This window comes from Yersinia vastinensis, from assembly GCF_044905075.1.
Classification (GTDB): Bacteria; Pseudomonadota; Gammaproteobacteria; order Enterobacterales; family Enterobacteriaceae; genus Yersinia; species Yersinia vastinensis.
Genome location: NZ_CP173260.1, coordinates 2,666,928 through 2,688,421, shown reverse-complemented (window position 1 = coordinate 2,688,421; position 21,494 = coordinate 2,666,928). Strand labels below are relative to the sequence as shown.

The window sequence follows — 21,494 nt, the reverse complement described above, 5'->3', positions numbered from 1 at the left end:
CTATGCCAGTTTATTTTACCAAACGCGCTTTCTTACCTAATGGATGGGCGGCTGACGTACAGATTACTGTCGATGAACAGGGGATCATACAGAAGATCACTACTGGCAATGGTGGTGCAGATTGTCAGGTTCTATCGGGGCCGATAGTCCCAGGAATGCCGAATCTGCACTCTCATGCTTTTCAGCGCATGATGTCTGGATTAGCTGAGGTGGCAGGTAATCCGCAAGACAGTTTTTGGACCTGGCGAGATCTGATGTATCGATTGGTGCAGCAATTAACACCAGAGCAGGTCGGCGTGATTGCTCGCCAGCTATATATTGAGATGCTGAAAGGAGGTTATACCCAAGTCGCAGAGTTTCATTACTTGCATCATGGCCCTGACGGCATCCCCTACGGTAATCCTGGAGAAATGACATCACAGCTAAGTCAAGCTGCACAAGATGCCGGAATAGGGATGACTCTATTACCGGTGTTATACAGTTATGCTGGGTTTGGTGCTCAGCCGGCTCAGCAAGGTCAACGCCGTTTTATACAAAATACAGAAAGCTATCTCAAGCAGCAGCAAGTGATTCAGCAACAACTGGCGAATCAACCGTTACAAAATCATGGGCTATGTTTCCATTCTCTACGTGCCGTAGAATTAAGCCAAATGCAGGACGTTTTACATGTGTCAGATAAACATTTACCTGTACATATTCATATTGCTGAACAGCAAAAAGAAGTAAATGATTGCCTTGCTTGGAGTGGGCAGCGGCCAGTGACTTGGTTATACGATAATCTGCCTGTTGATAGCCGCTGGTGTTTGATTCATGCCACTCATTTGGATGAGTCTGAGCTTGTACGTTTGGCTCAGAGTCAGGCTGTTGCAGGGCTATGCCCGACAACAGAAGCTAATTTGGGGGATGGCATCTTTCCTGCGGTAGATTATGTTCAACGCCAAGGGCGGTGGGGAATTGGTTCTGATAGTCATGTTTCTCTAGATGTTGTAGAGGAGTTGCGTTGGTTGGAGTATGGGCAGCGGCTACGAGATCAACGCCGCAACCGTCTCACTAATGAAAAGCATTCTTCAGTGGCAGATTTGCTTTATAGCCAGGCATTAGCTGGGGGACAGCAAGCTTGTGCCAGTAATATTGGGCAATTGGCCGAGGGATATCGAGCTGATTGGTTAGTTTTAGATGGTGATGACCCTTACATTGCGGGAACAGAATCTGCTTCTTTGTTGAATCGATGGCTATTTGCGGGGCATAAATCGCAAATTCGGGATGTTTATGTGGCGGGCAAAGCGGTAATTGTGGATAGATATCATCCCATTCAACAGCAAACTGCACAGGATTTTCTGGCTGTACTGAAAGCCTGTCAACAGGAGGTCTGATGAGCTTTACCGTTTTTGATTTTGCCAGCTTACCAGTGAGTCGTTGGCGAAATGGTGGCGGCGAAACCCGAGAAATTGCATGTTGGCCGGTAGGGGGGGATGATTTTGCCTGGCGGGCCAGTATTGCGACGATAGAACAAGATGGCCCGTTCTCTGTATTTCCTGATATCGACCGCTCTATTACATTGCTTTCTGGTGATGGGGTTGTGCTCTCTAGCCCAATTTGGGAAGCGCATACACTTTCACAGCCATTGCAACCCTTTGCCTTTCCTGGTGATGCCCCTATTCATGCCCATTTACTTGGGAGTAGTAGCCAAGACTTTAACATTATGACTCGACGAGGCTGCTGGCAGGCATCAGTAACGTCTGTGAGCTCAGCCCAAGAATTGCCGGTATCTCACGGCGGATTGGTTTATGTGGTGAAGGGAAAGTGGTTGATCAGTCATACAGAAACCCATGAACTCACAACTTCACAGGGGTGCTGGTGGTTACCCACAATCAAAGTTGGGCAATTGGAGCCGTTGATTGCTGACAGTTGCTTGCTGTGGGTAGATTTATTCCCTGAGCGTTGAGAATGAGCTCATCTTATAATTTGTCATGACATATTGAACTCTATGTTTTTACATGAATTTCCGGTCAAGAGGAATGTCTAGCGCTGCCTATAGTTTTCAAGAGATAGAGCAGAGTTATGGCATTCCTCAATAATATTCTTTCTGTGTGTTTCACTTCAAATGACATCGCATATAAGCGATCTTTTCTGTTATCGACCCACGATCTTAGTCACATACACATGCTTAAATTATCAGCATTTGTTAGATCCCTGTCATAGTTTTGTTATTTGCCCGATACAAAATGCACATTTCGGTTGTTTGGTGTTAAAAATTTCAATAATCTTATTTATGAAATAAATGTTTAAAAAGAGATTTAGGATGTTAGAACCAAAGTTAATTTTTTAACTTTCTGTTTTGTAATTATTTTATGCTTTAAGGTCCGGGGGTGGGGCGGGTGCATTCACGGAAACCACACTGAGATACCTATAAAAAAGTCACATTTTCATTGCATTTAGTTAAGTATTTGAAAAAATTATTTTCAATAAATAGGTATCAATAAGTTAATGCATTCCACTATTGAAGGGTATAGATCATGAAGCTGAAAAAAATCCTTATTACCTCACTCGCTATCTGTATGCTGCCATTGGGCTCCTATGCTAAAGACCTTAAAATTGGCGTTTCCATGGCTCACTTCGATGATAACTTCCTGACAATATTACGTCAGGCAATGCAAAATAAAATGAAAGAAGAGGGGAATGTTTCTGGGCAATTTGAAGATGCAAAAGGAGACATTGCTCAACAAATTCAGCAGGTCGAAAATTTTGTTAGTCAGGGTGTTGATGCCATTATTTTAAATCCAGTTGATACTCAAGGCGTGAAACCCATGATCAAATTGGCTGAACAGGCCAAGATTCCTTTGGTTTTTGTGAATCGCCGTCCGGAAATAACTTTACCGTCAGGTATGGCCTATGTAGGTTCTGATTCTGAACTTGCAGGGCGCTTACAAATGGAAGAACTTGCAAAACTGATGGGTGAAAAAGGTAATGTCATGATCCTTATGGGAGAGCTATCAAGTGAGGCGACCCGTGATAGAACAAGAGGTGTTGAGAAAGTCGCTGCACAATATCCGAATATTCATATTATTGATAAACAGACAGCAAAATTCTTCCGTAAAGAGGCTGTTGATGTCACCACGGATTGGATTCTTTCCGGGCAGCAAATCGATGCGATCGCATCCAATAACGATGAAATGGCTATTGGCGCTATTCTTGCTTTAAAACAAGCGAAGAAAAATGGTGTTGTGATCGGGGGTATTGATGGTACACCTGATGCACTTGAGTTTATTAAGAAAGGCGATCTCAATGTCAGTATTTTCCAAGATGCGAAAAGGCAAGGAGAAGGTGCGGTAGATACTGCAATTAAATTAGCGTCAGGGCAAAAAGTCGAAAGCAGCGTAATGATCCCCTATCAGTTAATCACTAAAAATAACTATCAAGACTTTGCCAATAAAAACAAAAAATAAAATAGAAGCTATTCTCATGACGAGTCAATGACATGAGTAGATCAGTTAATATATTTTTGAGTTTAAAACCATACGCAATATAAATGTGTGGAAGCTATTTTTACTTGGTGAGTCATGCCGTATTTATTAATTTGTTATTCTAATAAATACGGCATTCCGACATAGACCCTATTGAGGTGGAGATGATACATGTATCCTTACATTCTCGAGGCTGAAAGTATTAGTAAACAGTTCCCTGGAGTTAAAGCGCTGAATAAAGTAGGTATCAAAATAAAACCTGGAAGCGTCCATGCATTAATGGGAGAGAATGGAGCGGGGAAGTCAACACTGATGAAGTGTCTGATTGGAATATATCATCCGGATGAAGGAACGATAAAAATAAAAGGGGAAGTTGTAACCTTTGGCGATACGTTAGATGCATTACATGCTGGTATTGCAATGATTCATCAGGAGTTAAATTTAGTTCCGCACATGACGGTGGCGGAAAATATTTGGCTAGGCAGGGAACCTGTTCACTATGGATTAGTAAATCATGACTTACTGAACAGTAAAACGCGGGATTTATTACAATATCTTAATATAAATCTGAAGCCAGAAATGATAGTTGGTGAATTAAATATCGCCAGCCAACAGATGGTGGAAATAGCCAAGGCAGTTTCCTACGATGCGGATGTTTTAATTATGGATGAGCCGACATCTGCATTAACCGAAGGTGAGGTCTTTCACCTTTTTGCGATCATTAATGAATTAAAGGAGCAAGGTAAAGGTATTATCTATATCAGTCATAAAATGGATGAGATTTTTGAAATTACGGATGAGGTCAGTATTTTTCGTGATGGTATGTTTGTTGCCACTGATAAAACAGAAAATCTGACAAAACAATCGTTAATCACCATGATGGTTGGACGTGAACTGACCCACATGTTTCCCAAGTTTAATAATAATATTGGCGAAGAAGTGCTTAGAGTCAGTGCATTACGGCGCCATGGTTTATTCCGTGATATTTCATTTTCTGTTAAACGAGGTGAAATATTAGGTGTCGCTGGTCTGGTCGGGGCTGGTCGCAGTGAAGTCATGGAGAGTTTATTCGGTATGCATCCAGCTGATAGCGGTGAAATATTTATCGAGGGATTACCCGTTAATATTGACTCTCCGTCAAAAGCTATTGAGCAGGGATTGGCCTTTTTGACCGAAGATCGCAAGAAATCAGGATTGTTTTTAGTACTATCAGTCGTTGAGAATATGAGTATTGTAAATCTTTCTGAGTATATCAATAAAAAAGGTTTTGTTAGCCATGGGCAAATGGCACAAGACTGTATGGAACAGATTAAAAAATTAAATATAAAAACACCGACCATGGATCAAATCATTAATAACCTTAGTGGGGGTAACCAGCAAAAAGTATTGATTGCTCGTTGGTTATTAGCACAACCGAAGATACTTAATCTTGATGAACCTACACGTGGTATTGATGTTGGGGCAAAGTCAGAGATTTATCGTTTAATTAGCGAGTTGGCAAACCGTGGTGTTGCTATTATTTTGGTTTCTTCTGAATTACCTGAAATCCTCGGTATGAGTGACAGAGTCATGGTCATGCATGGTGGTCACATTACAGGAATATTAGATAAGCAAGATGCCAATCAAGAGAAAATAATGGCATTGGCCTCCGAATAATTATTTGAAGGTAACTAAAATGAGTAATATTAAAATTGATAAATCATTGATAAGTGAGTCTGCAAAAGAATACCCATTCCTATCAGGATTAAAAGGTAAATTACCTAAAGATACCGGTATCTTTATTGTCATGATTGGTATCGCACTGATTTTTGAATTTTTGGGTTGGTTTATTCGAGACCAATCATTTCTGTTGAATCCTAACCGTCTTCTATTGATTGTCTTACAGGTTGCCATTATCGGTATTATTGCCGTTGGCGTCACGCAGGTCATTATCACGACAGGTATTGATCTCTCGTCCGGTTCTTTAATTGCATTAACTGCTGTCGTTGCTGCGAGTTTGGCGCAAACATCCGATAGCATTTCTCCAATGTATCCACACTTATTAGATTTACCTGCGGCAATTCCCATTACAGCCGGTATTGGGGTAGGGGTTTTATGTGGTTTCATTAACGGATTTTTGATTACGCGTACTGGAATCCCACCCTTTATTGCAACTTTAGGAATGATGGTTTCAGCCAGAGGGCTTGCCCAATATTATACCAAAGGCAATCCAGTGAGTTTTCTTTCTGATGATTTTACAGCCATTGGCCAAGGAGCAATGCCGGTTATCATCTTTCTAGTTATTGCTGTCATTTTCCATATTGCTTTGAAACATACCCGCTATGGTAAATATGTCTATGCTATCGGAGGAAATATGATTTCCGCTAAAGTCTCCGGTATTAATGTTAATAAATATCTGGTGATGGTTTATACCATAGCGGGTGGTTTAGCCGGTTTAGCGGGAGTTGTTCTGGCGGCACGTGTGAGTAGCGGGCAATCCAGCATGGGCCAATCATATGAGCTGGATGCTATTGCTGCCGCCGTGATTGGTGGTAGCAGCTTGATGGGCGGCGTTGGGAGAATTACCGGTACGGTGATTGGCGCGGTAATCTTGGGCTTGATTAAGAGCGGTTTTACTTTTATCGGTGTGGATTCATATATCCAAGACATTATCAAAGGCATCATTATTGTCAGTGCAGTCGCCATTGATATGCATCGCAATCGCAAGAAACGTTAGTGATTAATGGCAAATGTCCCGTGGCTTATGCGATTCAAAGTTATTGATTGCTCAATATGTAATAGTATAACATAACAGTTAAAGCAATCAGCCAGGAGGCATAAATGTCAATAAAACTAACCCAGTTATCCATCATTGTACTTAGTGTTTGCGCATCATTGACCAGTTTTAATGTATTGGCACACGGGAAACACAGTCATGACCATGAGCATCAACAGTCGGATGTGGCGCGTAAAGCAAGCGAAGGCATTTTCGTCGATAAAGATGTTAAGGATAGGGGGCTGAGTGATTGGGATGGAGTCTGGCAATCAATTAATCCATATTTATTGAAAGGGGATCTAGAGCCAGTATTGATGGATAAGGCGAAGAAAAATAAGGATAAAACCGTTGTACAATACCGAGAGTATTATAAAAGAGGGTATGCCACCGATATCAATATGATTGGTATTGAAAATAACACGATTGATTTTCACACCACTCAAGCAGTTAATTCCTGCCGATACACATATTCCGGCTTTAAAATAATGCACTATGAGTCGGGGAAGAAAGGCGTGCGTTATTTGTATGAGTGTAAAGACATCAATTCCAAAGCACCGAAGTACGTACAATTCAGTGACCATATTATCGAGCCACAAAAATCTCATCATTTCCATATTTACATGGGAAACGAGTCACATGAACAGTTGCTCAAAGAAATGGATAACTGGCCAACCTTTTACCCTATATCTTCAAGCAAAGATGAAATCGTTCACGAAATGCTACACCATTGATTTTACTTTTATTATGTATTTGATGTGGCAAAAATCCGCGCAGTGTAGATTGCGCGGATTGTTTAGGCTAAATAACTATTTACCATGTAGTAATTATGCCCTCTTGCACAGGTCGGTTGAATTTGAAACTCAGCTGATTAGCCGATTTTTTACCCACAATATTATTATTGATGTGGCCGTCATCCTGCTTGTCTCTTCTGACTTTTTCATATTCATTTTGTGAAACTCGGACACCGAATTTTGAAACAATCTTTTGTTCGCCGGTCTCGCTGTCTTTTACCGACATCGAATAGAGTCTGTTTCCAGGGGTGACGGGTTCGACAATCAAGTACCAACTTTTGCCATTTGAGCTGTTATATGTGCGTTCAACCCCTGATTTTTGGCCTACACGATCAATTATCTCCAACTGAAGCGGCTGCTTAATGAAATTGTAGGTGCGTTCAAGTTCAGTCATAGCATCGACCCAGGTTTGAGGAACACCTGTATTCACCAGGTCTACACCTGCCAACATTTCCCTCGCTTCGGCAATTTGGTTGCTAATTATCGCCTTGTCTTGCGGTGAAAGCGGGAGGCTACGAAGTTCCTGAGTTCGTCTATCCATAGACTGATATAAACTCTCACGAGTTTGTTCCTTATCATAGGCTTCAAAAGCAGCACTGACCTGATTACTTGCACTTGGTGTATTTTGCGACAAAGCAAGTGTTGCCGCGGTTATGAGAGAAGCAATCTCTGGCGCTCGTTGAGTATAGAGTTCAAGGTTTGGGTCTTGAACTATTTGGCTCAAAGTTTCGTCCATCTTTTGCAATTTAGGTAAACTATCGAACAATTTCTGAGTTTGCTCGAGTCGCAAGGTTTGCTGTTTATTATTTTCAGATATATTGGTCAGATAATGTTGAGCATTCTCTTTTGAGGTAAAAGATGTTTCAGGTGATGATCCAATGGTTTGCTGTGTAGCATTGAACTCACCTAACACACTTTTTGCTTTAGTCACTGTCTGTTGGGCCGATTGTGCCGCGTAATTTAAATGAACCGGTTTTATCTCATCGATTTCTGTTGATAATTGCTGGGCCTGAGCTGTCAGAGCCGTGTTTTGCACTACCTGCGTGGCAATTTCTTGTTCCAGTGCTTGAATCTGGTTTTTATCAACGAAAATATGAATACTCATGCCGATAGCAAATAAGACAATTATGATACCTAGACCTGTGAGCCACGTCTTACTTGTCATATGTAAGAAGGTTACAATACGCTGGCTGACATTCATTTTGCTACTTTGAAAACGTAACCTATTGTCAAACCAGTTTTTTACCCCTTGTTCAATTAATTCGTCACTGATATCCGTACCTGTACTTTGGTAATAATCACGTATACGTTGAGCAATCCGCTGGCGTAACTTGGGCAGGTCCAAATGTTCTTCTAGCGCGATTTGTTGGGCATACAGAGAATCAATAATCGCCATGGCACCCAGCTGATCCCTTAGCTTAATCTCGCTCATTGGTGCACTCCATTTGGTTTATTAGATTGGCATTTAATGTGCATTAGAAACTGTCCGTAGAGCGGAAACCACCACCGCCAGTGGAGGAAGACGAACTGAACCCTCCGCCTCCTGAAGAAGAAGATGAACTGGAGCCTCTGCCGGCACTTGATGAGGAACTGAATCCCTCACCTGAAGAAGATGAGCCTGAGCTTCTTCCTGCAGAGCGTCGGTTAGCTAATATAGCCTCCACTGCAAGGGTAGCGATAATACCTGTCGCCGTCGGTACGTCAGAGTCCTGGCGCGCCATGTTGAGTTGCTTTAATACCAGTTCCAGGCTGATTGAGCCATTTAAGAAACGCTCAAAAAGATCTTCGAACCTCTCATGCCGACTTTCAATATATTCATAACGTGAATCATTAAGCCGGCTATTTATAAATGTTGACGCCAAAATCGCGGCGGCGGAAGCACGGGGTCGGATGCTGGCAATAGAGTGTTCCTCTTCGTGCTGTGTCTCTGCCAGTTTTACTTCCATACGTTTTAGCCCTCGGAGTTCCTCGAGTAAACGGTCGTCATCAGGCGTGGCAGTTTTTGCAACCAATGTATCCAACCTATCAAGGGGGAGCATCGCCATTTGAGCTGATAATTGCGTGGCGATGCGGGCAAAGGTTTCGCTTTCGCCGAGTGAATATTGTTGCAGTTTTTCTTGTAAATTACGGGCTTCTTGCTGACTCACCACCAATGCTTTTTCGAGTGACTCCAATTGTTGATAGCGGGGAGGTAAATGTATTTTTTCTTCGATTTCAGTAAGGTAATTCAAGTATTCGGAAGTACGCTTTTCAGATTGATGTTGCAATATTTGTAGGCGTCGCTCTGATTCTTTTGGTAGGGCCTGAAGCATTAGGTAATTGGCAAAGTTATTGGTGTAATTAATATGTCTTGCCAGCCAGCTATCCAAATTGCGCGAAATTGGCCCGCGATGATAATCAGGTTGTCCATAATTTTTACTCATTAAAAACATAAAAATAGGCTGATTAAGATACTCTGTTAGCTTAACGTCGGCTTCGACGAGTAATTCGCTATGATTAATCTTTTGCTGGTTAGCCTCACTGTATAATTGAACCATATCCCGCCGGGCAGCAATGGCTTCAGGATTTTGCTGCAATAATTGTTCTCGCTCATGCTCTAGTGGCACAATTTGCTTACGCAAGGTTTCCACCTGTGCGAGCTGGCGCAAAATATCGTTTTCGCTGTGCTGCAAAGCTTGCTGAGTTTGGGATAGCTCTAATTGCAGCTTATCCAGTAAATCTTGCACCATCTCAATATCATTAGCGGCACCATTGTCTTGCAGTAACAGTGAGGCTATTTGTTGATAAGTCGTCGCAATCCGTTGCTTTATCACCAGTTGTTGATGGCGTGTCTCTGCCAAATCTGATTCTGCTCGGGAAAGGTGTTTTCGTGTATTCGCCACCAGATCTATAAGATACTGGCTCACTTGTGCAGCTTGCATTGAGTCACTCCATGCACTCAGCTTCTACCTTTTCGTTTGCAATAGAGGCTGTTAAGGTTTATTTAGCGAGAGACTTCCGCTTTAGTCACAACGTCAGCAAAACGGCGTTTTCCCTCTTCAACAACAGAAGCCAACTCGTTGGCATTACTTGTCGCTTCAGCACGCAGTTCGTCAATCATGCGATAGCTTGACTCTTGGAATGACACAATGGCGTTAACGAGAGCACGGACAGAATCCGCTTTGATGGTCGAGCCATATCCAGCGCGTAACCCCTCTTCCAATTGCTGGCTACCTTGGGTCGCAATAGTTGTCAGGCCATCATTAATTCCCGCTTTCATTGCTTCCAGAGTTTGAGTGCTTTCGGACAAGCCTTGCAGAGATGTCATTGAGGCGGAAAGGGCGGTGAATACGATTTCGTTGGTACTAAAAAAGGTCACGCTTTGGCGGTAAACACGTTCCTTAATGGCGCAGGTTTGCTGGAGACGAGCAAATACGGCTTCCGCAGCGTTATAAGCAATCAGAAGGTTATCCGTCAGATCTTTGACTATCTGATAACGTTCATCTTCTTTCTGCATAGCTCTGATAGATTCATCACGGACAAGTTCTAGACGTGAATGCTCGGCGGTGTCATTTTTCTGATATTGTTCTGTAGCAGTCTGCGCTTGTTGCAATAGCGACTGGCTTTTTTGCAGATTATCCTGCGCTATTGAAAGTATGGTTTGGGCATCAACATGAGCCTGTTTCAGGCCAAAACGGAAATCCTGATAGGCATCTAAAATTGCTTTCTCACGACTTATCTGCTCATCGGAAGCTTTAGCAACGTCCAAATAGATTTTTTTGATGTCATTGAATCGATCAGGGATAGAGCCGCGACGTAATGTAATCCAACCAGATTTTATACGCTCAATAACGTCGAGTTTGCCATCTTCTAACCAGCCGACCATTTGGGTGGCATCTCCACGAATGGAGTCAAACGCGGCAACTATTTTTGCCTGACGGTTGGCGACATCCATATTGGCAATATTGTCGCGAACCACAGCATTAAATGTACTTTGCTGCTGCAGTGTGCGGCCAATTGCTGTCACGCGGAGTGTATCAAGATCAGCGATGGCATCCAGCAATGCCAGAATCGGTACATCTGATTCTGGTGACAGAATAATTCCTAATTTTTGTAATTTTTGAATGGCTTGAGAGGTATAAGAGGTCAGCATATTACTCATTATTGATTCCATATTTGAGGAAGAGCCCTGATATCAATTTTTCTGCTTCATAAATTGCTCAATTAATCCTGTAAGAGTACCAGTTTTTCAACATATTAATGACTGTAACTAAAAAATAATGGCACAGGAATAGCAGTGATTATGGATACTTCACTCATCAACGTGAAGAGGGAAACAGAGACATCGACACTGGCTTTCTACTGATGTGTGATATGCGTAGAACTAATTTTCATTAAAATTGAAATGTTGTTTTACTAGTGCTATCTTCGCTATAATCAAGCCAAACAACACATTCAATGGACTCGGTTTCATTGACCTAATCGGAGAGAACATAATGAAAATTGCACTGATGATGGAAAACAGTCAGGCAACTAAAAACGCGATAATCCTGAAAGAGCTGAACGCCGTAGCCTCAGAAAAAGCGTACCCGGTATACAACGTAGGTATGAGTGATGAAAATGATCATCACCTGACTTATATCCATCTGGGGATTATGGCCAGTATCCTGCTTAACTCTAAAGCAGTCGATTTCGTGGTTACCGGTTGCGGTACAGGTCAGGGCGCGATGATGTCATTGAACATTCATCCTGGTGTTGTATGTGGCTATTGTATTGATCCTGCGGATGCTTTCTTATTTGCTCAGATTAATAACGGTAACGCTTTGTCTCTGCCATTCGCCAAAGGTTTTGGTTGGGGTGCAGAACTGAACGTTCGCTACATCTTCGAGAAGGCCTTTACTGGCGTGAAAGGCGAAGGCTATCCACTGGATCGTAAAGAGCCGCAAGTGCGTAACGCGGGTATTTTGAACCAAGTGAAAGCTGCGGTAGTGAAAGAAAACTATTTGGACACGCTGCGCGCTATCGACCCTGAATTGGTCAAAACTGCAGTGAGCGGTGAGCGCTTCCAGCAGTGCTTCTTCGATAACTGTCAGGTTGAAGAGATTAAAGCATTCGTGAAACAAGTTTTGGCGTAATAATACTCCGCGTCATAACACTAAGGCCCCTTTCGAGGGGCCTTTTGCTTATCTGAGATAGCCTACATTGGATGAAAGCCAAAGGTTAGCATTTCGGCGTTGTTCCTTGTGCTGGCAGATAGCGCAATGGATCAAGGGCGGTTGCCCGGTAACGAATTTGAAAATGTAGCATAAGAGTATCGGTTCCAGAGCTACCTAGAGTGGCAATTTTCTGTCCCGCTTTTACATCCTGTGCGTTTTTCACCAGCATTGTGTCGTTATGGGCGTAAGCGGTAATAAAATCATTACCATGTTTAATCATGATGAGATTGCCATAACCTCGCAGTTGATTCCCGACGTACACAACACGGCCTTTGGCTGACGCATATACTGGCTGTCCACGTTTACCTGCAATATCAATACCTTTATTGCCGCCATCAGCAGAGGAGTATTTCGAGATGATTTTCCCGCTGGTAGGCCAGCGCCAACAACCACCAGCCCCCGGTGGAGGTGTTGATTTCGCTATCGCGGTATTTGAGGATTTACGTTTAGTCGATGTTAGACTCCCGCTAGATGCAGAACTGCTGAGGCGCAGTTTTTGCCCCACTTCTAATCGATAAGGGGGGCTAAGTTTGTTGATACGAGCAAGATCACTCACTTCATTGTCACTGATCCAGGCAATAAAATAGAGCGTGTCGCCACGTTTGACGGTATAGGATTTATCGCTGTAACTGCCTTTAGGCAATGTAGAATAGTCGCGATTCGATTTGTTTGAGCACCCAGCCAATAGCAAAATAGTCATTGCATATAACGCCAACCGTGGCCACAACCGCATTCTGCTTTTTGTGTTCAAAACGTTTCCTTTGTCATCAAAATATCAAGCACCCTCAGCCACCTATATTAACATTTGCATGATATGCGTCAAAAGCCAGAGTAAGGTTATTGTTAAGAATTGAGGGGGATGAGAAAAACGAAAAGAGCTGGACAGCTTTTGTCGGGTATCATCAAAATAAAAATCCACGCGGTTGCGTGGATTTTTGTATAACAACAAAGAGTTAAAAGCCAATGGAGAGTGTATCAGCCTCCCAGATAGCTAAATCGCGTTTTACCGAGTTAAGTTTGGTATTTACCGCCTGATAAGCATCCTCACCCATAAAGAAGTGCAATGGCGGATTGTCTACTTGGCTTATTTTGATAAGTAACGCAGCTGCTTTTTCGGGGTCGCCAATCTGTTGACCATCCATCTGTTCTTTCACCCTTTTTTCGTTTTCACGCACAGTAAGATAATCAGCAATAGGATTTTCCGGCGACATAATAGAGCCTTGTGAGAGGAAGCGGGTACGCATATGACCTGGATAAACCAGTGTAACCTTAATATCAAATTCTGCTGATTCTGCGGCTAAAGCCTCCGTGAACCCAGCCACGGCAAACTTGGCTGCACAGTACACGCCCCAACCTGGAATATGCCCTTGAATTCCTGCCATCGATGAAATATTCATAATGTGCCCACTCCGACGAGCTCGAAGATGCGGCATCACACTACGAATAACATTGAGCATACCGAATACATTGATATCAAAACTTTTGCGGGCCTCGGCATCACTTAACTCCTCCAGAGTTCCCATCTGACCGAAACCGGCATTGTTAACGACAACATCGATAGAGCCAAAATGATCCAGAGCTTGGTTCACTGCACATTTAACACTGGCTTCATCACTCAAATCGACACTCAGTGGCAAAAATTGTGGCGACGTAATACCCACTTCTTTTTCCAACAATGCTTTATTACGGGTTGTTGCCGCAACACGATGACCGGCGGCTAATAATTGGTGAGTTAAAGCCAAGCCGAGACCTTTGGATGCACCTGTAATCAACCAAGTCTTTGTTGCAGTCATACTATTTACCTCTTCACTGTTAGGTTTCTTGTATTGCAGAGAGCTAATCAAGGATGTTGAAATAAAGCCCACCTTTATTGACCAAAGTACGATTCGCTAATACCGTCAACTTTTTATCCTGCAGCATGTCGGCTGTAGAATGGATGTAATGCTGAAAGTGCGGAGTTTGGCGATGAAGCTCATAGGCAGCATCATCCGCATAGATTTCCACAAAGCGCCACTGTTCAGGGTGGCCTTTTACTGTGGCGGCATACATTGCTAACACACCGTCTTCTTTTTCAATTGCCGCTTTCATTTCATCGATGACAATTTGGCGAAATTGCTCATTTACTCCCTCTTTCAACGTTATTTCGGCAAAGCGTATCACTGGTTTATCCTCGCCATTGATTACCCTAACGGGGGCGGCTTTTTCAGCGAAAAACTGGGCTTCGGTTTCGGTGAGTTTCTTATGTCCTGTGAGCAGACTCGGTGCTTTCGCTTGGTAAGCCTGGAAATGAGGTGACGCTATATGTGCCTCATAAGCACTCTTATCTTGATAAATTTCGAATAAATACGACATATTTTGCTTATCTACTGGGCTGACGGCATACATTGCCAGCACGCCAGGCTCGGTGCTAACGGATGCCGTTAAATTCTCTTGACCAGCCACATTAAAAGCCTGCTGCTGATTATCCTGAATACCAAGTTCAAAAATACGTAATAGTGGTTCGGCATTAGCCGCTGACATGAGGCTGAGAGAAAATAGGGTAGTGGCGGCCATGCTAGTCAGAAAATTCATGTTGCTACATCCTCTGTTGACGATTTTGACTTTGTCAGGGCATGGTAGAAATACCGGATGCCCTGACACACCCAACGTGACGACAAAACATTATTCTGAAAGTGCTGCTAACAGCTTTTGTTGGAATTGCGCAATATTTTCCTCACTTGCACTCGCGACGTCATGAAACACCAACGGTTTCATATAATTCATTCCAACATAGAGCGCGCTGGCTTTCATTGGCGTCAATACTTCATCCATGGTGCTTTGAATCAATCCATTGTGAGAATAAGTATATTGGCTAGCACCAGCCGATGTGACGACCAGCAGCTGTTTGTTTTTGAGTGCATCGCCACCCGGCCCGAAAGCCCAGCCATAAGTCCAGACTTCATTTAAATATGCTTTCAGCATTGGAGTGGTATTGAACCAGTGTGTCGGATACATAAAGACGAGACGATCAATACCTTCGTAAGCCATTTGCTCTGCGGCTACATCAAATCCGCTCACGTCATTGCCATAGAGAGACTCAAGGTTACGCACCTTGACGTTTTCTATTCCCTCCACGGTTTGCTGCAATGCTTTGATTATTTTTGATTGTGATGGATAGGGATGTGAAACAATAACTAAGCTTTTCATTCTCTATTTCCTCTACTTATTCTCTTACTACTCACACTTGATGGCAGAGAGTATGCCCCTCTTTATTGATAACTTTAATGGCCTATATGGTTGAATAATATTTAACTTGAGGTTAATAATCGCTGCAAAGCTATTGGAAATATTAATGTCGAGGGGATGGATATGGAGTTATCACAACGAGTACGGGCAATTCTGTCTTTTGTTGAAGCCGCTGATTCTGGCAGTTTTACTGCAGCAGCTCGCATTCAGGGCATCAGTGCTGCTGCTGTCAGTAAAAATATCGCCAGCCTTGAACAAGCTCTCGGTATACGTCTCATGAATAGAACAACAAGAAAGTTAAGTTTGACAGAGGAAGGCAGTGTATTCCTGAAACAGGCCCGTATTGCGATTGAGGCACTGGATACGGCAGCGGATATGGTGGTTGCGCGCAAGATGGAAACCAGTGGGCATGTGAGAATTTCAACCAGTGCTGCATTTGGTCGAGAACAATTGCTGCCCACCTTGCCGGGCCTGCGATCACGTTATCCCGCCTTGTCGGTGGAAGTTGATTTTGACGACAGAGTGACGGATTTAGTTAGAGATGGCTATGATCTCGCCATTCGTGGTGGCCGTATCGTGGATTCATCATTGGTGTCACGCCCGGTTTGTCATCTCAATATGATTTTAGTTGCCGCGCCAGAATATCTGGCTTTGCACGGCGTTCCCCACTTTCCAGCAGATCTTGAGAAGCACCATTTAATCGCAAGACGGTTTTTGGGCGGTCGTGTTTCTCCTTGGGGATTCCGGGGCACTGATGGCAGTCTTACCTCTATGGATCCAGATTCCGCCGTGGTTACAATTTCAGCCCCAGAAGCACAAGTTCAGGCCGCCTGTTTAGGGCTTGGTATCGCACAAGTCGGGGTTCACCATGCGCTACAGCATCTAAAGTCTGGGGCATTGAAGATAGTGCTCTTTGGTCAACATGACCCGGGTAACTATGAAATGGTGATTCAATACCCACACCGGGCACTGATAGCGCCGCGAGTACGTGTCACGGTGGAATATTTGTTGTCCAGATTTAAACAGGATGAAACGCTGCAATTTCCACTCGATGAGTTGTCTCGTTTTCAGTAAAGAGTCAAAGTTGCAGCGCTATCAAGGGTTATAGCGAGGCTTCTATTTCAGGAATTAATTTGTTCGCCGACCCGCAGACGGTTACTTTGCTGCAGACCACGTCTTTCATCGCATCCATACCGACACGCATGTAATAACGTGGATCGTTGCCCTCGGGATTATCGGCAAACCATTTTTTCACCGCCGCCGCAAACGCGATTTTCAGCTCGGTTGCGACATTCACTTTACAAACACCCAGCTCGATGGCGCGTCTAACATATTCATCAGGGACATCACTTGCGCCATGTAATACCAGCGGAATATCGACAACGTCACGAATTTCGCCCAAGCGCTTGAAGTCAATTTTGGGGCGTTTGGTATACAAGCCATGTGCAGTCCCAATAGCAACAGCAAGACTATCGACTCCAGTAAATTCGACAAAGCGGCGAGCTTCTTGTGGGTCAGTGAGGAAGGCACTCTCCTCATCAACATCCATATCATCTTCTACACCGCCCAGACGACCTAACTCAGCTTCGACGCTGCAATCATGGCGATGGCAAAAATCAACCACGCTTCTAACAAGCTGCACATTCTTAGCAAATGGGAAGTGGCTGCCATCAATCATCGCGCTACGAACACCAGCATTGACTTTGCGGGTGATATCTTCCAGTGATTCATGATGATCAAGATGTAGCGCCAGCGGCATGTCATAGCTTTCCGAATAGGCTTTACACAGTGCATAGATCTCTTCAAAAGCAATGTGTTTAAAGGTGCCCGGAGTGCCGGCAAGGATCACCGGGGATTGCATCTCTTTACAAACTTCAAGGATTGCCTGAATGGTTTCGGCGTTATGGATATTAAACGCCGGTACGGCGTAGCCTCTGGCCTGCGCGTCTTGAAGAAGATATTTGGTAGAAATAATGCTCATATGCTGATCCTCTCAACCTTTCCAAGGGTGAATAACCACGCCTTTCACAACACGGTTGACTGTCCCGCTGGCGGAAGGGGTATCTGGAGTAATGCCCGCTTTGATGGATTCGGTCAGGGCGAAAATTTGTGCATACATCAGAAAGCAGAATGCTTGCTCGATGTCGATAAAGTCGCGGGAGGCGGGTAACAGAAGATGCGGACCAGCGTCGATTTCTGGATGGGGTGTAGCAGAGATTGCCACAACGCGCATAGCCTGTTGGTCGCGGTGCAATTCAGCCAGTAAATCGAGATCATATTGACGGGTGTAAGGGTGGCTGGAAACAAAAACGACGACCAGTGTTTCGGCATTGACCAAGGATTTTGGCCCGTGACGGAAACCGGTCGGGGAGTCGTAAAATGCCACCAATTTACCGGCGGTTAACTCTAACACTTTCAGTGCTGACTCTCGTGCTACGCCCTGTAGCCCACCACTGCCGAGATAGACAATTCGTTTGAAAGACAAGTCACCAAACACGGCATGACTCAAATTACCTTGTGAGGCAATGATCTGCTGGCAGCGTGTTGCCACATCTTGAAAACGCGAACTGTTGATGACCTCTGGGGCGAAAACCGCCAGACAGCTAGCCATCATGGTGGTAATGCTACTGGTCATGGCGAAACCACGATCATGAGTTTCGGCGGGCATTAACAGTGCCAAAGCATTATCGCTCTTCACCGCATTTTGATACAGACTGCCAGCTTCATTACAGGTGATGACCAAATGATGGCACTGCTTGACGATTTGGTTAGCTAAATCGACTGCGGCAACACTTTCCGGGCTGTTACCGGAGCGAGCAAAAGAGATAAGTAAAGTCGGTTGTTCGGCAGACAGATAATCAGCGGGATTGGTGACGAGGTCTGTGGTGGGTACTGCAACAAAATTTTCGCTGGTGTGGCGTGATAACCATGGTGCAATAATGTCACCGATAAAAGCTGAGGTTCCCGCACCCGTCAGGACAATCTGCAAATCAGATTGTTGCAACAGTGGGGCAAGGAAAGTGTCGATATCGTGACGTAAACTTTCGATATTTTTTAATGATCGTATCCAGCACTCTGGTTGCTGACGGATCTCTTTTTCAGTCCACGTTGACGGGGGAGTACAGGAAAAATGGGTTTCATTCATAACTCAGTCCTTAGCAGTGCGAATTCAATGGGTCAGCACAAAGCAGAACATGGCGACCTTTCGTTTTGTTTCATTTAATGGGTTATATGCTTAAATGAAAATCTATAGAAAAGAAAACGAAAGGTCAACATAAGAAAGGAAATAAAACGAAAAATAGGATCTAAAAAAGAGTTGTTTATTAAAATATCGTTTATTTATAATGAATTACTTTTATTTGTGGTTAATAATGGCTGACTATTGGAAAGGAAAAGAAAGGTTTGTGACACAAAGGCCACAAACCAAAGTGAGGCATAATGAAAGTCTTACAGACGAATAGCTTGGCAATAAATCGTTATATCCCTTCCTCGACGGGAGTAGGTTCGCGATAGCGCCCCATCTCATCCACGAGACTGGTCAATCCTCGATGCCCGCACTCAAGTGCCATAAGACGAAACTCCTGACTACTAAGACCTTCGCGTTCCAGCACCATTTCTAGCACGAGCTGCATATTGACACCGGTGATCACTTCTCGGCCTACCTTCTGCATGGCTAAAGTGGAGGCTACGCGAAAGGGGGTGCCACCGAGTAAATCCGTCAAAAAAACCAGCCCATCACGTTCATCCAGATTGGCTATTGCCTCTTCAAATTGAGCAGTCAGCAGAGCGGTGGTGGAACATTCAGGAAAGTCGATGGCGATAACTTGTGGCTGTTCACCCAGTATTTGTTTCATCGCCTTTTCCAGCCCGGTCGCAAATCCACCGTGACCACTGAGAATAATGCTTATCATATTTTCTCCTCTGACTTACAGAAAGTGGCCAAACTTTCCGACGATACCTAAGACCACGGTGAGCCCGATAAGCCGCAGGGGGCTCCAACCGCGTCGTACCAACCAGTACATGGTGAGGGTGTACACCAGTGGAAGAAAGGCGGGCATCAGTTTGTCGATAACGTCGGTTTGCAGTTTAACCACCGCGTCACCAGCAGTAATCTCAAGTGTGGTAGACAGGCGGACATACGTTGCCACCAGCGCACCAATCACCGTCATCCCAACAATGGATGCGGCATGACCTACTTTACGGGTGTTGGCTTTAATGAGTGGGATAGCCGCCACCCCCATACGGTATGCATAGTGAGCCAACCCGAAACGTAATCCAAGATGGACCACGTTAAACAGAACAATAAATACCACTGCGCCAAGGATGGATCCTTGTAGAGCTAGACTAGCCCCGATGCCACCACAAATCGGTAATAAAGTTAGCCAGAACATGGCATCGCCAATACCACCAAGTGGTGCACCCACGGCGATTTTTGTACTTTGGATACTGTTGACATCCTGTTTTGAACGCTCCATCGCCAAAATGATGCCAATGACGAACGTCACAAGGAAAGGATGAGTATTGAAAAAGCCCATATGGCCTTTCATCGCCCGCGCTAAATCATTCTTATTGGTATGGATCTTTTTCAACGCAGGTAACAGGCCATACAGCCAACCGGATGCCTGCATACGCTCATAGTTAAATGAGGCTTGTAGCAGCATAGAGCGCCATGCCACACGGTTAATATCTTTCTTCGTCAGCTCTGCACCGATAGTTTGATCTTCATAGATATTATCATTGCCATCAATCACTGATTTTTCCGTGACATTGATGTCTGGTAAAACGTGAGTATTAGATGCCATCTTCGAATTCCTCTTGCTCAGTACGGGAAGGCTGCTGCACCGTTGGGTCTTTACGCATAAAATCAATTAATGCCATAGCCAGCGCTGCGGCGGCAATCGCTAACACCGGTAGTTTCAGCCAAGCAGCAGCGACAAAACCAAGAATGAAATAGGGGATATAGATGTTTTTCATCATGATTTTCAGCAACACGGCAAACCCAATGGCTGGCATGATGCCACCTGCTACGCCAAGACCATCGATCAAACGGGCTGGCAGCACATCGATAACCGTTTTTGCATGTTCTGCGCCAAAATAGATGGGCAAAAAGGCGCACAAAAAATAGAAAGTCCCTAAGGCCAGTAAGGCGAGATAGTTAACACGCTCAATACCCGCGGTATCTGCATTTGCCGCCATTCTGTCGCAGCGTGCCATGACACCAGACATGATGGAGAACAAGAATGTGATACCCATTTGCACCGCCACGGCGAACGGCACTGCGACCCCAACAGCGACTTCAGGTTTTACGCCCGCGGTAATGGCAAAAGCCGTTCCGACGATGGTGCCGATAATCACATTGGGCGGTTGAGCACCCGCGAGTGGGGCAAGCCCCATCCAAACCAGTTCCAGAGTCCCGCCGGTGAGAATGCCGGTGTGGAGATCACCGAGTATCAGACCAACCAGCGGCCCGAGAACCACCGGGCGGTGCATATGGGTCAGGCCATTGAACATATCCAGACCGGCAATAAAGGCCAGAATCCCCAACGCTAATGCCTGTAGTAAGCTAATTTCCATAGAAAATACCTCAGAGGAGTTTGTAGAGATCCTGAGCCTGCTCAGTTGGCACGCCCTGAATAAAACATTCCACCCCAGCACTTTTCAGGCCATTGAAGGCAACAATATCCTGATCATCAACAGAGACGGTTTTCGTGATTTGTTGTTTCCCTTCGGCGTAGTGCATATTGCCGACATTAATGCGCGTCACGGGAACATCGCCGTTAACCAAGGTCAGAAAGTCTTTGGGTGTCTTGCAGACCAGTAAAATTTTCTGGCGATCTGCTGCGCGATGAATATTGTCGATAACTTTTTGCAGGGGCCAAAAGCGCACTGCAATCCCTTCAGCCAGTACCATTTCCATTAAATTTTGCTGGACCTGATCTTCGGCGACTTCATCATTGGCAACTAAAACCAGATTCGCGCCGGCAAAACCGACCCATTGAACACCAACCTGGCCGTGAATTAGTCGCTCATCAATACGACTTAATACAATGTTTGGCATATTTTA

Annotated in this window: 21 protein-coding genes; 8 read left to right on the top strand and 13 right to left on the bottom strand. The window is 44.4% G+C overall.

The window, feature by feature from the left end; all coding sequences use genetic code 11:
• Window positions 1–2: 2 nt before the first annotated feature.
• The 6 genes from ACIOG0_RS12550 to zinT all read left to right on the top strand — a co-directional run bounded on the left by ACIOG0_RS12550 (window position 3) and on the right by zinT (window position 6,950).
• Complete coding sequence (locus ACIOG0_RS12550) at window positions 3–1,373, top strand: formimidoylglutamate deiminase (protein WP_050296326.1); 1,371 nt, start codon at window positions 3–5, stop codon at window positions 1,371–1,373.
• A complete protein-coding gene (locus tag ACIOG0_RS12545) occupies window positions 1,373–1,945 on the top strand; it encodes a HutD family protein (RefSeq protein WP_128450998.1) in 573 nt (190 codons plus the stop codon). The genes ACIOG0_RS12550 and ACIOG0_RS12545 overlap by 1 nt, the downstream gene beginning before the upstream one ends.
• 571 nt (window positions 1,946–2,516) lie before the next feature.
• Complete coding sequence (locus ACIOG0_RS12540) at window positions 2,517–3,446, top strand: sugar ABC transporter substrate-binding protein (protein WP_128450997.1); 930 nt, start codon at window positions 2,517–2,519, stop codon at window positions 3,444–3,446.
• Window positions 3,447–3,635: 189 nt separating this feature from the next.
• Complete coding sequence (locus tag ACIOG0_RS12535) at window positions 3,636–5,120, top strand: sugar ABC transporter ATP-binding protein (protein WP_404704844.1); 1,485 nt, start codon at window positions 3,636–3,638, stop codon at window positions 5,118–5,120.
• A 19-nt stretch (window positions 5,121–5,139) separates the two neighbouring features.
• Window positions 5,140–6,180, top strand: a complete 1,041-nt coding sequence (locus ACIOG0_RS12530) for an ABC transporter permease (RefSeq protein ID WP_050098237.1) — start codon at window positions 5,140–5,142, stop codon at window positions 6,178–6,180.
• 104 nt (window positions 6,181–6,284) lie between these two features.
• The gene (gene zinT, locus ACIOG0_RS12525) at window positions 6,285–6,950 is read left to right on the top strand and encodes a metal-binding protein ZinT (RefSeq protein ID WP_050140850.1); all 666 of its coding nucleotides are present in this window, start codon (window positions 6,285–6,287) and stop codon (window positions 6,948–6,950) included.
• A 79-nt stretch (window positions 6,951–7,029) separates the two neighbouring features.
• Here zinT and ACIOG0_RS12520 read toward each other — a convergent pair whose 3' ends face one another.
• The 3 genes from ACIOG0_RS12520 to ACIOG0_RS12510 form a co-directional block, all read right to left on the bottom strand.
• A complete protein-coding gene (locus ACIOG0_RS12520) occupies window positions 7,030–8,442 on the bottom strand; it encodes a DUF6384 family protein (RefSeq protein WP_050098235.1) in 1,413 nt (470 codons plus the stop codon).
• Between the two features lie 43 nt (window positions 8,443–8,485).
• Window positions 8,486–9,931, bottom strand: coding sequence for a hypothetical protein (locus ACIOG0_RS12515; RefSeq protein WP_128450996.1), 1,446 nt, complete (start codon window positions 9,929–9,931; stop codon window positions 8,486–8,488).
• Window positions 9,932–9,993: 62 nt separating this feature from the next.
• A complete protein-coding gene (locus ACIOG0_RS12510) occupies window positions 9,994–11,151 on the bottom strand; it encodes a merozoite surface protein 3b (protein ID WP_128450995.1) in 1,158 nt (385 codons plus the stop codon).
• Between the two features lie 334 nt (window positions 11,152–11,485).
• Between ACIOG0_RS12510 and ACIOG0_RS12505 the strand changes: the two genes are divergently transcribed.
• Window positions 11,486–12,124: an RpiB/LacA/LacB family sugar-phosphate isomerase gene (locus ACIOG0_RS12505; RefSeq protein WP_004706483.1), complete on the top strand. Its 639-nt coding sequence runs from the start codon at window positions 11,486–11,488 to the stop codon at window positions 12,122–12,124.
• 85 nt (window positions 12,125–12,209) lie between these two features.
• On the opposite strand, the gene actS is transcribed toward ACIOG0_RS12505, so the two are convergent.
• The 4 genes from actS to ACIOG0_RS12485 form a co-directional block, all read right to left on the bottom strand.
• Complete coding sequence (gene actS, locus ACIOG0_RS12500) at window positions 12,210–12,938, bottom strand: amidase activator ActS (protein ID WP_050098232.1); 729 nt, start codon at window positions 12,936–12,938, stop codon at window positions 12,210–12,212.
• Between the two features lie 220 nt (window positions 12,939–13,158).
• A complete protein-coding gene (locus ACIOG0_RS12495; RefSeq protein ID WP_050098231.1) occupies window positions 13,159–13,998 on the bottom strand; it encodes an SDR family NAD(P)-dependent oxidoreductase in 840 nt (279 codons plus the stop codon).
• Window positions 13,999–14,041: 43 nt separating this feature from the next.
• Complete coding sequence (locus tag ACIOG0_RS12490; protein ID WP_128450994.1) at window positions 14,042–14,776, bottom strand: putative quinol monooxygenase; 735 nt, start codon at window positions 14,774–14,776, stop codon at window positions 14,042–14,044.
• Window positions 14,777–14,866: 90 nt separating this feature from the next.
• Window positions 14,867–15,391, bottom strand: a complete 525-nt coding sequence (locus ACIOG0_RS12485) for an NAD(P)H-dependent oxidoreductase (protein ID WP_128450993.1) — start codon at window positions 15,389–15,391, stop codon at window positions 14,867–14,869.
• 162 nt (window positions 15,392–15,553) lie between these two features.
• On the opposite strand from ACIOG0_RS12485, the gene ACIOG0_RS12480 reads away from it, so the two are divergent.
• Window positions 15,554–16,504 carry a LysR family transcriptional regulator gene (locus ACIOG0_RS12480; RefSeq protein WP_128450992.1) on the top strand — a complete coding sequence of 317 codons (951 nt, stop codon included), beginning with the start codon at window positions 15,554–15,556 and terminating at the stop codon, window positions 16,502–16,504.
• Between the two features lie 28 nt (window positions 16,505–16,532).
• On the opposite strand, the gene kbaY is transcribed toward ACIOG0_RS12480, so the two are convergent.
• The 6 genes from kbaY to agaV form a co-directional block, all read right to left on the bottom strand.
• Window positions 16,533–17,411, bottom strand: coding sequence for a tagatose-bisphosphate aldolase subunit KbaY (gene kbaY / locus ACIOG0_RS12475; RefSeq protein WP_128450991.1), 879 nt, complete (start codon window positions 17,409–17,411; stop codon window positions 16,533–16,535).
• A gap of 12 nt (window positions 17,412–17,423) precedes the next feature.
• Window positions 17,424–18,575, bottom strand: a complete 1,152-nt coding sequence (locus tag ACIOG0_RS12470) for an SIS domain-containing protein (RefSeq protein WP_128450990.1) — start codon at window positions 18,573–18,575, stop codon at window positions 17,424–17,426.
• A gap of 331 nt (window positions 18,576–18,906) precedes the next feature.
• Complete coding sequence (gene agaF / locus ACIOG0_RS12465; RefSeq protein ID WP_050098225.1) at window positions 18,907–19,341, bottom strand: PTS galactosamine/N-acetylgalactosamine transporter subunit IIA; 435 nt, start codon at window positions 19,339–19,341, stop codon at window positions 18,907–18,909.
• A gap of 15 nt (window positions 19,342–19,356) precedes the next feature.
• Entirely contained in the window at window positions 19,357–20,232 is an 876-nt protein-coding gene (agaE, locus tag ACIOG0_RS12460) for a PTS N-acetylgalactosamine transporter subunit IID (protein WP_050098224.1), read from the bottom strand.
• Window positions 20,222–21,004 carry a PTS N-acetylgalactosamine transporter subunit IIC gene (agaW, locus tag ACIOG0_RS12455; RefSeq protein ID WP_050296369.1) on the bottom strand — a complete coding sequence of 261 codons (783 nt, stop codon included), beginning with the start codon at window positions 21,002–21,004 and terminating at the stop codon, window positions 20,222–20,224. Before agaW ends, agaE begins: the two co-directional genes overlap by 11 nt.
• 10 nt (window positions 21,005–21,014) lie before the next feature.
• Window positions 21,015–21,488: a PTS N-acetylgalactosamine transporter subunit IIB gene (agaV, locus tag ACIOG0_RS12450; protein WP_050098222.1), complete on the bottom strand. Its 474-nt coding sequence runs from the start codon at window positions 21,486–21,488 to the stop codon at window positions 21,015–21,017.
• Window positions 21,489–21,494 lie beyond the last annotated feature (6 nt).